The organism is Ruegeria sp. AF7, from assembly GCF_056541885.1.
On the sequence record NZ_JBQFYX010000032.1, the window covers coordinates 1 to 13,544 of the forward strand.

The 13,544-nt window shown below is 53.7% G+C and carries 12 protein-coding genes; 3 read left to right on the forward strand and 9 right to left on the reverse strand.

Annotated elements, in window-relative coordinates; genetic code table 11:
• The 3 genes from ACR0AP_RS20410 to ACR0AP_RS20420 form a co-directional block, all read right to left on the reverse strand.
• The coding region (locus ACR0AP_RS20410) for a M10 family metallopeptidase C-terminal domain-containing protein (protein WP_480509070.1) at positions 1-1,581 on the reverse strand (1,581 nt) is incomplete at its 3' end.
• 463 nt (positions 1,582-2,044) lie between these two features.
• Positions 2,045-4,417: a 1-deoxy-D-xylulose-5-phosphate synthase N-terminal domain-containing protein gene (locus tag ACR0AP_RS20415; protein ID WP_480509080.1), complete on the reverse strand. Its 2,373-nt coding sequence runs from the start codon at positions 4,415-4,417 to the stop codon at positions 2,045-2,047.
• Between the two features lie 14 nt (positions 4,418-4,431).
• Positions 4,432-5,631: a methionine gamma-lyase gene (locus tag ACR0AP_RS20420; RefSeq protein WP_480487510.1), complete on the reverse strand. Its 1,200-nt coding sequence runs from the start codon at positions 5,629-5,631 to the stop codon at positions 4,432-4,434.
• A gap of 115 nt (positions 5,632-5,746) precedes the next feature.
• On the opposite strand from ACR0AP_RS20420, the gene ACR0AP_RS20425 reads away from it, so the two are divergent.
• Complete coding sequence (locus ACR0AP_RS20425) at positions 5,747-6,199, forward strand: Lrp/AsnC family transcriptional regulator (protein WP_480487508.1); 453 nt, start codon at positions 5,747-5,749, stop codon at positions 6,197-6,199.
• A 218-nt stretch (positions 6,200-6,417) separates the two neighbouring features.
• On the opposite strand, the gene ACR0AP_RS20430 is transcribed toward ACR0AP_RS20425, so the two are convergent.
• The 6 genes from ACR0AP_RS20430 to ACR0AP_RS20455 form a co-directional block, all read right to left on the reverse strand.
• Positions 6,418-7,323, reverse strand: coding sequence for an HAD-IIA family hydrolase (locus tag ACR0AP_RS20430; RefSeq protein WP_209507089.1), 906 nt, complete (start codon positions 7,321-7,323; stop codon positions 6,418-6,420).
• Positions 7,320-8,135 (reverse strand): phosphonate ABC transporter, permease protein PhnE, encoded by an 816-nt coding sequence (phnE, locus tag ACR0AP_RS20435; protein WP_209597213.1) that lies wholly within the window; start codon positions 8,133-8,135, stop codon positions 7,320-7,322. Before phnE (ACR0AP_RS20435) ends, ACR0AP_RS20430 begins: the two co-directional genes overlap by 4 nt.
• Positions 8,135-8,950: a phosphonate ABC transporter, permease protein PhnE gene (gene phnE, locus ACR0AP_RS20440; RefSeq protein WP_480509072.1), complete on the reverse strand. Its 816-nt coding sequence runs from the start codon at positions 8,948-8,950 to the stop codon at positions 8,135-8,137. Before phnE (ACR0AP_RS20440) ends, phnE (ACR0AP_RS20435) begins: the two co-directional genes overlap by 1 nt.
• Positions 8,947-9,741 carry a phosphonate ABC transporter ATP-binding protein gene (gene phnC, locus ACR0AP_RS20445; protein ID WP_480487503.1) on the reverse strand — a complete coding sequence of 265 codons (795 nt, stop codon included), beginning with the start codon at positions 9,739-9,741 and terminating at the stop codon, positions 8,947-8,949. Before phnC ends, phnE (ACR0AP_RS20440) begins: the two co-directional genes overlap by 4 nt.
• A gap of 60 nt (positions 9,742-9,801) precedes the next feature.
• Positions 9,802-10,776 (reverse strand): phosphate/phosphite/phosphonate ABC transporter substrate-binding protein, encoded by a 975-nt coding sequence (gene phnD, locus ACR0AP_RS20450; protein ID WP_480483730.1) that lies wholly within the window; start codon positions 10,774-10,776, stop codon positions 9,802-9,804.
• A 61-nt stretch (positions 10,777-10,837) separates the two neighbouring features.
• Entirely contained in the window at positions 10,838-11,647 is an 810-nt protein-coding gene (locus ACR0AP_RS20455) for a DeoR/GlpR family DNA-binding transcription regulator (RefSeq protein WP_480509074.1), read from the reverse strand.
• Between the two features lie 223 nt (positions 11,648-11,870).
• Between ACR0AP_RS20455 and ACR0AP_RS20460 the strand changes: the two genes are divergently transcribed.
• Both ACR0AP_RS20460 and ACR0AP_RS20465 read left to right on the forward strand, forming a co-directional pair.
• Positions 11,871-12,335, forward strand: a complete 465-nt coding sequence (locus ACR0AP_RS20460) for an NUDIX hydrolase (protein WP_480509076.1) — start codon at positions 11,871-11,873, stop codon at positions 12,333-12,335.
• Positions 12,336-12,394: 59 nt separating this feature from the next.
• Complete coding sequence (locus ACR0AP_RS20465) at positions 12,395-13,420, forward strand: ABC transporter substrate-binding protein (RefSeq protein ID WP_480509078.1); 1,026 nt, start codon at positions 12,395-12,397, stop codon at positions 13,418-13,420.
• Positions 13,421-13,544: the final 124 nt, after the last annotated feature.

The following is a 13,544-nucleotide window of genomic DNA, read 5'->3' on the forward strand; positions in this document are numbered from 1 at the left end:
TTGGTATTGCCCCGAAGCATCCGTGGTCCATTCGGCATATGACCCGTTGGTGTTCTGCCACAGAACCTTGTAGCCACCGCCCGACGCTTCGGCCTGAAGTGCCTGCCAGCCTGCAAGCGAGTTTTGCCCAATAGACTGGCCACCGTAAATCAAAGCAATGTTCGCACTGCCGCCATCCAGCACATAAAGCCCTTGGCTGGCATGTTGTAGCGTTGTTCCCTGAGTATCGATATCTGAAAGCTGCATTGCAGACTTGATATTCGACCGGGCATACTGCTGTAGCCCGTCAAGAAACTGGACCAACTCTACGTCGTCTGCAATCGTGAATGTTGTGCGTGTGACTACATCCAGAAATTCGTACAAGACACCGTTTTCAAAGAATAAAAAATTGCTTATCGCGCTAACGAATCTGACAGTGTCGGTGCCGGTTCCACCCGAAAACGTACCTGCGTTGCTCCGCACAACAGCCAGATCATTGCCCTGGTCCCCAAAGACCTGGTCAGCACCAGTACCTTGGGCCACAAAGATGATATCGTCGCCTTGGCCGCCATAGATGGTGTTGTTGTTGCTTCCGTTGGACAGCGAGTGAATGGTGTCGTTTCCGTCGTTCCCGCGCAAAACATTTTGAGCGGTATTGCCGACAATAGTATCGGCACCAGATCCGCCAGACGCGTTTTCAATCACGACGCCATACGCAATTGTGAAACCACCCTTTATGCCCGCTGCATGTGAAACCAACCCACCACCAGAAACGGAATAATCCAAAGTTGCCGCCCGGAGATCTATATATGCGTTCGAGCCACCGTTATGCTGGATCGTGTCAATTCCACCAGTATCCCAAATGGCTTGGTACCCAGTTCCTGCGACGTTTTCAGAGGGGAGTGTGTAGGTGTTGCCCCCGGAGTTGTGCGATGTATTCGCCCCATACATGGCCTGCAACGCGGCGACATCCAAAGCCCCAAGCCCTGTTGAACCACCATATGTGGCATCAGAACGCAGCCACCCGTTTTGTGAAGTCCATCCATCGTTATAGGACATCACGGTGTAAACGCCCTGATTGAGGCTCGCCGCCCCAAACGAGTCGAATGGCGAGGTTACACCGCTCAACACGGTTGTACCCAAACCCGTGTCATGAGGATGGCCCAAACCAAGAGCGTGACCTAATTCATGAACTAGAGTGGTAAAGAAATACCCGCCCGGATCACCGTTTCCGTTGAAAGAAGCAGTCCAGTATGACGTGTTGAATGCACCATAGGACGTCCCGTTCGATGGCGAATAATGAAATCCCAAAGTCCGAGGGTCTCCAAAGAATGAAGAAGGCGCAATAACCTCAACCAAGTCAGCAAAACCGGATGTGACTTCGACAAAATTAATGTTTGCAACGGCTTCTATTGCGGCCAGCGCCGCACGGAACTCCGCCTTATACTCCGATGACCAAGCCTGTGTATCAGAGAAGTGCCCGAAACTGTAGGAAATCACCGTCGTGGTCGACGGATTCCCGTCACCATATGCATAGGTACCCTGGATAGAGCTGAGCGGAGAACTTACGGAAGGTCTGGGGATTGTCGTTACAGTGGCCATTTTTCTGTCTTAGAAATAGGTGTTGTTGATTGCGCTGAAACTGCTCGAACAAAGTGTTCTTTTTGGGGCAAACGCGTACTGGAGTGTTTCCTGCAAACTACAATATTAACGGCAAATCAAGAATTACCTTCTAGAGGGACAGACTCAATTTTATTAAGCGCATACATGAACAAAAGTATTGTCAAAAAACCGGTAGGATAGCGTGCATAGGCCGACTTGATACACGCAAAATTGATTGTCATGGCGATCCATACCTGCGACAGTTTTGAGCACCTGTAGTGACGGAAGCAAATTCGTACTTATTTCTTCTTTAGTCCCAAACGGCAATTATTCTCAGATCCCAAAAGTTTGGTTCGAACAAGGTGCCTTTAGTTCCGGGCTTTGAACCCAAGCGCGCGCCTGCAGAAAGGGCCCACATACCCGGAGCGTAAGGTGCCTTAGCTGTGACGCCCAATACCGCCGCTCATGTGCGAAGCAAAGCCTTGCCATGGGTCAGACCATTCACCTTCTCCAGGATGGCGTCCGCGTCAATGCAATGGTGCCGATAGAGGTCGCCGATTGTCCCTGTCTGACCAAAATGTTCGACCCCCAATGGGATGGTCTGATGTCCCTGTACCGCACCCAGCCAAGACAATGTCGCGGGGTGTCCGTCGATCACTGTAACCAGCTTGCAGTGCCGCGGTAGACCGGACATCAAAGCTTCGATGTGGGACCGAGCCTTCTGATTGCCCCGCGAACGCGCCCGTTGCGCTGCCGTCCACCCGGCGTTTAGCCGGTCTGCCGAAGTCACCGCCAACACGCCAATGTCTTTGCGTCCTTCGCCCATCACGCCAGCGGCTTTGATCGCTTCGGGTGCAACGGCCCCCTGATAAGCGATTACGACCTCGCAATTCGGGCCCGGCTTCCGCAGCCAGTATGCACCATCTATGGCACCTTGACGGAAATCATCGTCCACACGCTTTCCAGGTTGTTCAATCGGGTTTGTCGTCAGGCGCAGATAGACCGAACCGCCTGTTTCGTCCCGCAGCCAGGTGCGTTCGTCCGGTTGTCCTTCGCCGTCACGCTGAAGGTAATCAAAGGCCCATTCCATGATCACTGCCAGTTCATCGGCAAAGGCTGGCTCAAAGGCTGCCAGACCGTCCTGACTCATCCCGATCAACGGTGTGCCAATGGATTGATGCGCGCCGCCTTCCGGGGCCAGAGTTATGCCCGAAGGCGTGCCGACCAGCATAAAGCGCGCATCCTGATAACAGGCGTAATTGAGCGCATCGAGGCCTCGGCTGACAAAGGGGTCGTACACAGTACCGATCGGGATGAGCCGCTTGCCAAACAGGGAATGCGAAAGGCCCGCAGCGCCCAATAGCAACATGAGATTCATCTCGGCGATACCAAGTTCGATATGTTGCCCTTCGGGAGTAAATTCCCATTTTGCCGTCGAAGGGATACGGTGTTCAATGAAAGCGTCGGCTTGCTCGGATCGGGCAAACAGTTTGCGCCGGTTTACCCAAGGGCCAAGGTTTGTTGTGCCTGTGACATCAGGGGACGTCGTCAGGATACGCTCGGCCAATTGGCTGTCGCGCTTCGACAAGTCATCCAAAATCTTGCCGAAAGCCATTTGGGTCGAGATTTCGCGGCTTGTGTCGATGTCAATTGATGGAACATCCAGCTTGTCATCGAAATAGCGTCGCGGACCTTTTGCAAAGAAGGGAACTTTCGACAGAAAATCTTTCAGCGCCTCTGGGTCCGGCACTGCCGAGAGAGGTTCCCATTCCTTGCCGGCAGGCACGCCCATATGTTCTTGCCACGCGACGAACTGGCTGTTGTTCATCAGTCCGCCGTGGTTGTCCTTGTGGCCCGCAATTGGCGTGCCCCATCCCTTGACAGTGTAGGCCAGGAAACAGGTAGGGCGGTCATGTTCGATTGCATCAAAGGTTTGGGCCATGGTCTCGACGCAGTTGCCGCCGAGGTTTTCCATCAATGCAGCGAGTTCGGCATCTGTGCGCCGTTCGATCAGCGCCGTCACATCCCCCTGATCCCCAAGATCGTCCATGAGGCGCTTTCGCCAAACCTCGCCACCCATGAACGTCAGAGCCGAGTATTCCTGGTTCGAGCAGGCATCAATCCAGTCTCGCAGCCGATCACCGCCAGGTTCCTTGAAGGCCGCGCGCTGCAGGACACCATGCTTCACGCGAACAACATCCCATCCAAAGGCATCAAAGATTTTTTCGATCCGTTCGAACAAACCTTCACGAACGATGCCGTCAAGCGACTGCCGATTGTAGTCGATAATCCACCACGTGTTGCGCAGGCCGTTTTTCCAGCCTTCCTGCAACGCTTCGTATACGTTGCCTTCATCCAGTTCAGCGTCGCCTACAAGCGCCACCATGCGTCCCATCGGGGCATCTGCCCCCCAGTTTTTGGCCTTGACGTAGTCCTGAATGATCGAAGCAAACGAGGTGATCGCGACACCCAAACCTACCGAACCTGTCGAAAAGTCGACATCATCGATATCCTTTGTCCGGCTGGGATAGCTTTGCACGCCGCCAAACCCGCGAAAGTTCTCCATCTTCTCGCGGGTCTGGTTGCCCATAAGGTACTGCATCGCGTGGAAAACCGGTGACGCATGAGGCTTGACCGCAACCCGATCTTCGGGGCGCAAAGCCGAGAAGTAGAGCGCCGTCATGATCGAAACCATCGACGCGGACGACGCTTGATGACCACCAACCTTGATCCCATCCACCTTGGGACGGATATGGTTGGCATGGTGGATCATCCAATGCGACAACCACAGCAAACGCTGTTCGACGATTTTCAACAGCTTGGGATCATTCGGCATGGTGGTCTCCGGGTTCATGCGGCACTGCGGGCAGGGTAGGGCAGAGCTTGCTCCAAATCCGCAAGGATGTCATCAACGTCTTCCAGCCCGACGGAAAGACGGATCAGACCGTCGCTGATCCCATGTTCTGCCCGTTCTTCCGCAGTATAAGTCGAATGAGTCATGGATGCCGGGTGCTGGATCAGGGTTTCTGCATCCCCCAAGGACACGGCGCGTTGGATCATGTTCAGGCGGTTCATGAACTCGATGCCACCGGACAGGCCAGACTTGATTTCAAAGGCGATCATGGCCCCCGGCTGCGACATCTGGCGTTGTGCGACATCGTGCTGGGCAAAACTCTCAAGCCCCGGGAAATAAACCTCACTGACGGTAGGGTGTGCCTGAAGGTAATCGGCAACCACCTTGGCGGACGCACAGTGACGATCCAATCGCAGGTTCAGTGTCTTCAACCCACGCAGGATCAGCATTGCGTTAAAAGGTGCCATCACTGCACCTGTCATGTCTTTCATGCCGACCAGCCGGATCTCAGAAATCTGCTCGGCGGTTCCGACCACAAGACCCGCGACCACATCGCCATGCCCGCCCAGATACTTGGTGGCGGAGTGCAGGACGATATCCGCGCCGTGCTCGATCGGGCGGGTCAGATAGGGGCTGGCATATGTATTGTCGACCACAACATGCGCACCAACAGAATGCGCAATTTCTGAACTGGCAGCGATATCCACCAAGCGCATGTTTGGATTGGCTGGGGTTTCAAAATAGACGACGCGGGTTTTTTCGGAAACAGCGGCTTTCAGATTCGCAGGGTCCGTCATGTCGACATGGGTAATAGTGACACCCCATTTTGCCAGCCCGTGGCGCATGAAAGCGAAAGTGCATCCGTAGAGCGTTTTGTCGACAATGACTTCGTCACCTGGCGACAGCAGGGTCCAAAGTACGGCGGTAATTGCGCCCATCCCGCTGGAGAGAGCGAGCCCGGCCTCGGCACCTTCCAGCACGGCAATGCGCTTTTCAAGAAGGTCACATGTCGGGTTCGATATCCGGCTATAGATATGACCTGCGCGCTCACCGGCAAACATTTCCCCACCAGCCTCTGCGGTTTCGAAGGAGAAAGTTGAGGTCAAGTGGAGGGGCGGGGTCAGCGCACCATCGTTTTCAAACGGGTTGTAGGCATGATGAATGGCGCGAGTGGCAAATCCGGTTGTGCGGGTCACGGTGGGCTCCTGATCTAAGTTGTTATCACTTTGCGCCTTTACTTTGAGCAATAGGTTGCGAATAATGCCAAGGTAAGGATCAATATTGGCATATTATGCTAATAATGGAGAGAAGATGGACGCCAAAGACAGGCAAATCATTCGAGCGTTGCAGCGGGACGGGCGTATGACGAACCAGGATCTTGCTGATGAGGTCAACCTGTCTCCTTCACCGTGTCTGCGGCGGGTCAAAAACCTTGAGGCCAGCGGTGTCATCAAAGGATACAGCGCCGATGTGGACGCTGCCGCATACGGGATGGCGATTACCGTCTTTGTCCGCATCCGGCTTGAGCGGCACAATGAAACAGATGTGCAGAAATTCGAAAAACGCGTTCGGATGATCGATGAAGTTCTAGAATGCCACGTGCTTACCGGCGCAATGGATTACCAGTTGCGGGTATTGGTATCAAACCTCGACGCATACGAGGACTTTATTCGAAACCGAATTCACCCGATCGGCGGAATAGCTTCGATCGACACCAGTTTTGTCTATGGAACAGTCAAGAAAACAGCGGTGTTTCCAGCCTGAGATGGCTTGAGTTCTCGAAAGTGACCCTTAGCATTGAGTTCCAGATTGTTAGGATGCAGAAGAACCAGTATCGAGTTTCCGAGACTATGGGTATTTGCCGTTAGAAAATTCGCCTACTGGATACACCTCCACAAAAGCAACATAATCATCATTACACGCATCTTCTGCAAGTCAACCTGCCCGTACACTCTTCTTAAAATACGCCTTAGTTCGAAATCTCAGGGTCGGGTCACGACAAAATCCGGCACGATCGCTGCTTGTTTGATAGCTTCCTCAACATCATGCCCGGCGAAGAATCCAAAATCCGAGACAAGTGCCGAAGCCACTCCGGCATGACGCGCGCCCAGAATGTCAGTATGCAGACTATCACCCACCATCAGAACGCGGGATTTGTCGACAGGCCCAAGTCGCTTAAAAGCAAGATCATAGATATTGCCGAAAGGCTTTCCATAAAACTGCGGGGTTACGCCCGTCCGGTCGGCCAAACGGTGCGCGAAAAGACCGGGTTCTTTGGAAAAGCCGTACTCACGTGGGGCAACGATGTCCGGGTTACCCACCAATACCGGGCGGGGTCGGCTTAGCAATGCCGCCTCCAACATCGCCTGCCGGGTTTCGGTCCAGGCGGCTGACCCGATCATCAGAAAACCATCAACAGTTTCGTAGGGTTGCGGGTCATCCTCCAGATAGGTTAGTTTCAAATCTTCCAAATCGCGAAGCCCGGCGCTGGGTGTCGCCATCAAACCCCAATGCAGCCCATGTTGACCATTCAGCCCGGACAGCAACGTAGCCCGACTGGTAATCACATCCTGCGGAGCGAAGTCATATCCCAGCCTGGTGTATTTCTCCAACAGCGTGGCGTGGGGAAACCCGGCGGCATTAGACACCACCAGGACACGTTTGCCCGCAGCCGTTAGTGACTTGATCCGTTCCGGCGTATCGGGGATCGCCGTTTCTCCGATATTGAGAACCCCGAACGCATCCAGCAGAAACACGTCGAACTCATCCATAACTTCGGAAAGGGTCTCGATACGACGATAATTCACGTCGTTCGGTTCAATATCTGGAAGGCGGTGCCGGACGGCTTCGTAAGCCTTAAATGCCTCCTGCGCTGAGAATCCGGTCAAATGATCGCTCCTCGTACTTTTGCCGAAACCCACTCGCTGATCATGACTGCAAGAAGAATTACTATCAGGATAAGGCTGACTTGCGGCCACGCCAGAACATTAAGCGAGGCCGAAAGCTGCAACCCGATACCGCCGGCACCAACCAGCCCAAGCACAGTGGACTCGCGAATGTTGATGTCCCAACGAAAGACTGCAATTCCGGCAAAAGCAGGCAGGATTTGCGGAACAATCCCATACGCCATGACTTGCCACCGCGAAGCACCGGTGGCTGTGATCGCCTCGACCTGACCGTGATCAATCTCTTCAATCGCTTCATAAAGAAGTTTGGCGCAGAACCCGATTGAACGGATGGCGATCGCTATGACACCGGCAAACACACCCGGTCCAATGATAGCGATCAATAGCAGCGCCCAGATCAGCGAATTGATTGAGCGGGTCGAAACAATGACCAACAAGGCAATGGGGCGGATGAACAACGCCGACGGGGTAGTGTTGCGGGCCGCCAAAAAGGCAACCGGCACAGCCATGCACAGAGCGATGATCGTGCCCAGAGTAGCAATGTTCAGGGTATCCCAGATCGGGCGTCCCAACTGGGTGATATAGTCCCATTTGGGTGGCGTTGCGCGGGTCCAGATATCGTTGGCGATACGGGGCGCATCCCAGACGAAAAACCAGGTTGTCGATTGCGAAATGAGCTGCCAACAGTAGACAAAAACCGCTACTCCCAGAAGCCATCCAAACCAGCGAACCAGGCTTTGGCCGGTCGTCCGCCTGCGCCAGATTTGTGTATCGTCGCGTTCAAGAACCGGCATTACTGAACCCTCGCGCGGATAATTCCCGAAAGGTATTCGAGGGCCATGACGATCCCGATGATAAGGATCAGAATGGCGGCGGCAGTGTCGTATTCATATCGATCAAACGCGGTGTTCAGTGTCGCGCCAATGCCGCCTGCCCCCACCAACCCGAGAATAGCGCTTTCCCGGAAATTGATATCGATCCGGTACATGGACAGACCCACAAGCCTAGGCATGATCTGAGGCTGAACCCCGTAGTTGATCCATTGCAGCCATCGTGCACCAGAGGCCTGGATCGCCTCAGCCTGAACTTTGTCCATCGCCTCGATATCTTCGGCCAAAAGCTTGGAAAGAAACCCAATGGTTGCGAAAGACAGCGTCAAAAATCCTGCCAGCGGGCCAAAGCCAAAGATGGCCACAAGCAAAATGGCAACGATAATTTCCTGCAATGCCCGGCTTAGCGCGACAATGCCGCGACAGACTATGTAGATTGGCAACGGGGCGATATTACGTGCAGCCCCCAATCCAATCGGGATCGAAATCAGGATACCAACAACCGACGCGGCCACGGTCATCACAATGCTTTCCAGAAGGCCGGCCCAGATATCTGACCACCGTGAAATGAAATCCGGGCTGGTAAAGGCAAGGACGAACGCCCATCCCCTGTCCAGCCCCTCATAGACCCTGCCCCAATCAACATCGATGGTCATGAACGCCGCAACCAAGTAAGCGAAGAACCCCAGTATCAATGCCCTGCGCAACAACGTGTTTTTGATAAAGGCCGGTTTGCGCCAGCCTTTTCCCAGCATGTCGTCAAGTTCTCGATGGCTCATTCTGCGGCCTCGACATCTTCATCCTCATCCACTTTTTCGATGGTCGCTTCCCAGTCTTCCTCGCCGTAAATCTCGGTCAGCTTTTCCGGGGTGAGCCCTGTTGGAAGACCATCAAACACAATTTCGCCAAAGCGGAGGCCCACGACACGCGGAACGAACATCTGGGCTAGAGCCACGTCATGGATGTTGATGATGGCCGCCAGCCCGCGCTCCTGACACAGCTCGGTGATCAGCCGCATGATCTGTCGACTGGTCTTCGGATCCAGCGACGCGGTCGGTTCATCGACCAGCAACAACTTTGGGTCCTGGATCAGGGCGCGGCAGATACCGACCCTTTGGCGTTGACCACCCGACAACTCGTCCGCGCGTTTGTCAGCCATATGCAACAGCCCCACCCGGTCCAGCAGGCGGAAAGCCTCGTCCACATCCGACTGCGGATACCGCCGTAAAAAACTGCGCCAGAATCCGACATACCCCAACCGACCGGACAATACGTTTTCCATCACGGTGAGGCGTTCGACCAGGGCATATTCCTGAAAAATCATACCCATTTCGCGGCGTGCTTTCCGCAACGCACCCGACCCGAGTTTGGTCAGGTCCATGTCATCCAGAAGAACACCGCCGCTTGTAGGCTCAACCAAACGGTTGATGCAGCGGATCATCGTCGATTTTCCCGCACCCGAGGGCCCGATCAGTGCAAGCACCTGCCCTTTGGGCACCTCAAGATCGATGGCCTTCAGTGCCTGATCTCCGGTCTTGTAGGTTTTCGTCAGCTTTTGAAGACGCAGCATAAAATGCCCCCGATTAGGGTGGATAGCGGGCCTTTTCAGGCCCGCTGGATTAAGCAAGGCTTATTGGCAGGCGTAGGAGACGCCGTTTGCCGCGTCAATTTTCCGAATGACGTCCCAGAATTCCTGGTAAGTCATCTCCAGAAATTGGCCCTCGTTCGACTTGGAAAACTCTGCTTCAAGCGTCGTCCCTTCCCACTCGAAGTTGAAGAAAGCATTGCGGATTTTCTCCTGCAATTCGGGCGTCAGGTTGTAGACAGTGCCAAAACCGGTGGTTGGAAAGGTCTGCGATTTGTAAATCGTAACAACATCTTCCTCCTTGATCACATCCCGCAAAATCATCCGTGCCTTTACCGAATTTGCAATCGATGCCGCTGGATAGTCCTTGTTCGCCACACCAAGGATCGAGTTGTCGTGCTTTCCCGAATAGACGGGTTCGAAGTCGCGATCGGGCAGAAGATCAAAGTCACTTTTCAGGATCGCCGACGGTGCTTTGAAGCCCGAGTTGGACGTGGGTGACGTGAAGGCAAGTTGCTTACCTTTGATATCCTCAACCTTTTCGATGCCCGAGCCTGGGTAGGTGATGATCTCCATTTCATAACCGAAGTTACCGTCTTTTGAGGCCATAATCGTAAACGGTCGGAACCCGGCACAGTTTACTGCCAGTGGGTTGGACCCGGTGTTGAAGCCCGCAATATGCAGGCGTCCCGACCGCATCGCCTCGATCTGGGCGGCGTTGTTTTGGACCGGAAAAAAGACCACGTCCTTGCCTGTCTCAGCCTTCAGATGCTCTAGAAAGTCAGACCACGCGGTTTTGTATACGGCTGGGTCTTCGACCGGTGTATAGGCAAAAATCAGGGTGTCAGGATCAATTAGCTGGGAAGAATCTGTGGGGATATCCGCAATCAAATCCCCATCGACGTCGCAAAACCGCTCGTCCAGATCACCCCTCGGGCAATCTTGCGCCGAAGCTGTCCCGGAAAGCGACATGAGCGCAATTGCCGATGCCCCAACCAATAATCTGATGTCTATCTTCATGTTTTCCTCCCAGTCATGCGCGGTCTTTTTGCAGTCCGCTGTTCGTCATTCATTTCAGTGTTTACGGGGCGACAAGAATATCAACCTCGGCACCGTTGATCGCGTTAAGCAACTCTCCTGTTGGTTTCGTGTCGGAAACTATGGAATCCAGGTTGGTCAGGTCTCCGACCTGAGACAGGCCTTTACGGCCAAATTTCCCTGAATCGATTAAAAGATGTCGATTTGCTGCGCGCGTCAGCATCATTCTTTTGACAGCCGCAAAGCCGCGCACGGTTTCTGAAGGGCCTTCGACCGAAAAACCTGACGAGCCGATCATGCATCTGTCGACATTGAACCGAGACAGGAATTCCAGCGTCTCGGTTCCGATCGTCGCAGATTCGGTTGCCAGATATTCTCCTGGACAAAGCAGAACCTCGGCAGCCCCATGGCCGAGGGTCATTGCCACCGGGATTGAATTCGTAATCACTGTGCAAGGAGTGCCGAGATACGCCAATGCACGGGCCATTTCGATTGTAGTCGAACCGGAATCGATCATGACCGTTTCACCATCGCGCACCAGCCCCGCCGCGCTGATTCCTATGCGTTCGCGCTCCTCAATTCGCGCGTTGGCCCGCTCGTCCAGACCTGGATAATGCCCTTGTGCCGGGGCAGATGCCCCTCCGTGCGCGCGTGCGATCAGGCCGTCATTCGACAGAGCGTCGAAATCCCTGCGCACCGTCTCGTTAGAGACGTTGAAACGCTGGGCCAATTCATTGATGCGAACGTGCGGGCGAAGCTTCAACTCCAGCAATATTTGCTGGCGCCGGTCGGATTTCTTTACCCTACCCCGTCCCTTCTCAATCGTTTTGGCACGTGTTTTCGTTTTGGACATCCAACAACCCAATCAGGTTTCAAACCCCACTTTTGTGGGATTTCGGGCATAATGCAATAATTTTTGTTGCATAACCCTCAGTAGGTTGTGACAATTCGGAAGAGTCCAAAGCGCAAAGCAAGAATGATGAATTGAACCGGTTCAAAGTGAAAACCTAAGGACCACCGTTAACGAGTGAAGGCTATTCTGGGTGCGCTTTTGATACTGTGTCATTGAGGGCAGCATGAGCGACGGCAACATAACTGATCAGATTGCAGCACTTCCGATGCGCTGGGACAGGGATGGAAAACTGCACGTTCTGATGGTGACTTCGCGCGATACAGGGCGGTGGGTCATCCCAAAAGGTTGGTTGATGGAAGGAAAGAAACCCTGGCATGCCGCTGAAATTGAAGCACTGGAAGAAGCAGGTGCTGTCGGGGCAATCTCGAAACAGCCAATTGGTCATTTTTTCTATGACAAGCGCTTTGAGGGCGCGAGTAGCGTTCGCTGCCGCGTTACTCTCTATCCCATGGTCGTTGAAAAGTTGAAACGGCGTTGGAAAGAACGGGACGAACGGACGCGTCACTGGTTTTCACCAGGGAAAGCGGCAAAGCTGGTGGAAGAAAGAGATCTCTCAAGTTTTTTGAAAAATCTGACAAGCGACCAGAACGCCCAGTCTGTCATTAACAAGCTACGAAAAGCTGGATGAGAAAGCGCCTGACAAAATCAAAGATACTGGGCGCGCAATTACCAAAGGGAGGAAGGATAATGAAAAAAATTACATCCACGGCCGTCGGGTCGCTGATTGCAATAGCCGCGTCTGTGTCGGCAGCGCAGGCAGACAAGCTGACATTCTATTGTTCGGCGCAGGAAGATTGGTGCCAACTCATGGCGCGCAGCTTTGAAGATGCGACGGGCATCGACGTCAACATGACCCGGAAGTCGTCTGGTGAAACCTTTGCACAAATCCGCGCCGAAAGCTCGAATCCGAAAGGAGACGTGTGGTGGGGCGGGACGGGCGATCCGCATTTGCAGGCCGCCGAAGAGAGCCTGACGATGGAATACATGTCGCAAATGCGCGACCAGCTTCATGATTGGGCAATTTCCCAAGCCGAAAGTGCCGGAAACAGAACGATCGGCATTTATTCCGGCGCACTTGGGTATGGCTATAACGCAGACCTGCTGGCGGCCAATAACCTACCCGAACCCGCCTGTTGGAAAGACCTGCTAAAGCCTGAATACAAGGGTCACGTTCAGATGGCCAACCCGAACTCGTCTGGTACGGCCTACACAACGCTGGCCTCGATGGTGCAGATCTTTGGCGAGGATGAAGGTTTTGAGTTCATGAAAGGCCTGCATTCGAATATCAACCAGTATACAAAATCCGGATCTGCACCAATCAAAGCAGCCGGTCGAGGCGAGAACACGATTGGCATCGTCTTCATGCATGATGCGGTAAAGCAGGCTGTATCGGGTTTCCCGATCAAGGTCGTCGCGCCATGCGAGGGAACTGGATACGAAATTGGCTCAATGTCGATAATTGAAGGAGCCCGCAACGAGGAAGAGGCGAAGAAGTTCTATGATTGGGCCCTGTCGCCCGAAGCTCAGAACCTTGCCCTTCAAGTCAACGCGTTTCAGGTGCCATCAAACAAGAGCGCGGAAACGTCGGAAAGCGCGCCTGACATGAGTCAGATCAAGCTGATTGACTATGACTTCAAAAAGTATGGTTCCTCAGATGAACGCAAGCGTCTGTTGCAGAAATGGGACGAGGAAGTTTCGGTTCTGCCGCAGTAAATGACTGATAATATGAATTAGTCTCGATGTGATCTGACACCGCCCCCAATTTTTCAAATTGGATTGGGGGCGGTGGTTCCCTTGAAGGGAGATGGTTGTCCGTTTTGATGGTGGTGCCAACCAA

Coding starts and splice junctions, on each gene's coding strand:
- phnE (WP_209597213.1), bottom strand. CDS start 8,135: ATGCCGGTTCTTGAACGCGACGATACACAAATCTGGCGCAGGCGGACG.
- ACR0AP_RS20455 (WP_480509074.1), bottom strand. CDS start 11,647: ATGTCCAAAACGAAAACACGTGCCAAAACGATTGAGAAGGGACGGGGT.
- ACR0AP_RS20415 (WP_480509080.1), bottom strand. CDS start 4,417: ATGCCGAATGATCCCAAGCTGTTGAAAATCGTCGAACAGCGTTTGCTG.
- phnD (WP_480483730.1), bottom strand. CDS start 10,776: ATGAAGATAGACATCAGATTATTGGTTGGGGCATCGGCAATTGCGCTC.
- ACR0AP_RS20460 (WP_480509076.1), top strand. CDS start 11,871: ATGAGCGACGGCAACATAACTGATCAGATTGCAGCACTTCCGATGCGC.
- ACR0AP_RS20425 (WP_480487508.1), top strand. CDS start 5,747: ATGGACGCCAAAGACAGGCAAATCATTCGAGCGTTGCAGCGGGACGGG.
- phnC (WP_480487503.1), bottom strand. CDS start 9,741: ATGCTGCGTCTTCAAAAGCTGACGAAAACCTACAAGACCGGAGATCAG.
- phnE (WP_480509072.1), bottom strand. CDS start 8,950: ATGAGCCATCGAGAACTTGACGACATGCTGGGAAAAGGCTGGCGCAAA.
- ACR0AP_RS20465 (WP_480509078.1), top strand. CDS start 12,395: ATGAAAAAAATTACATCCACGGCCGTCGGGTCGCTGATTGCAATAGCC.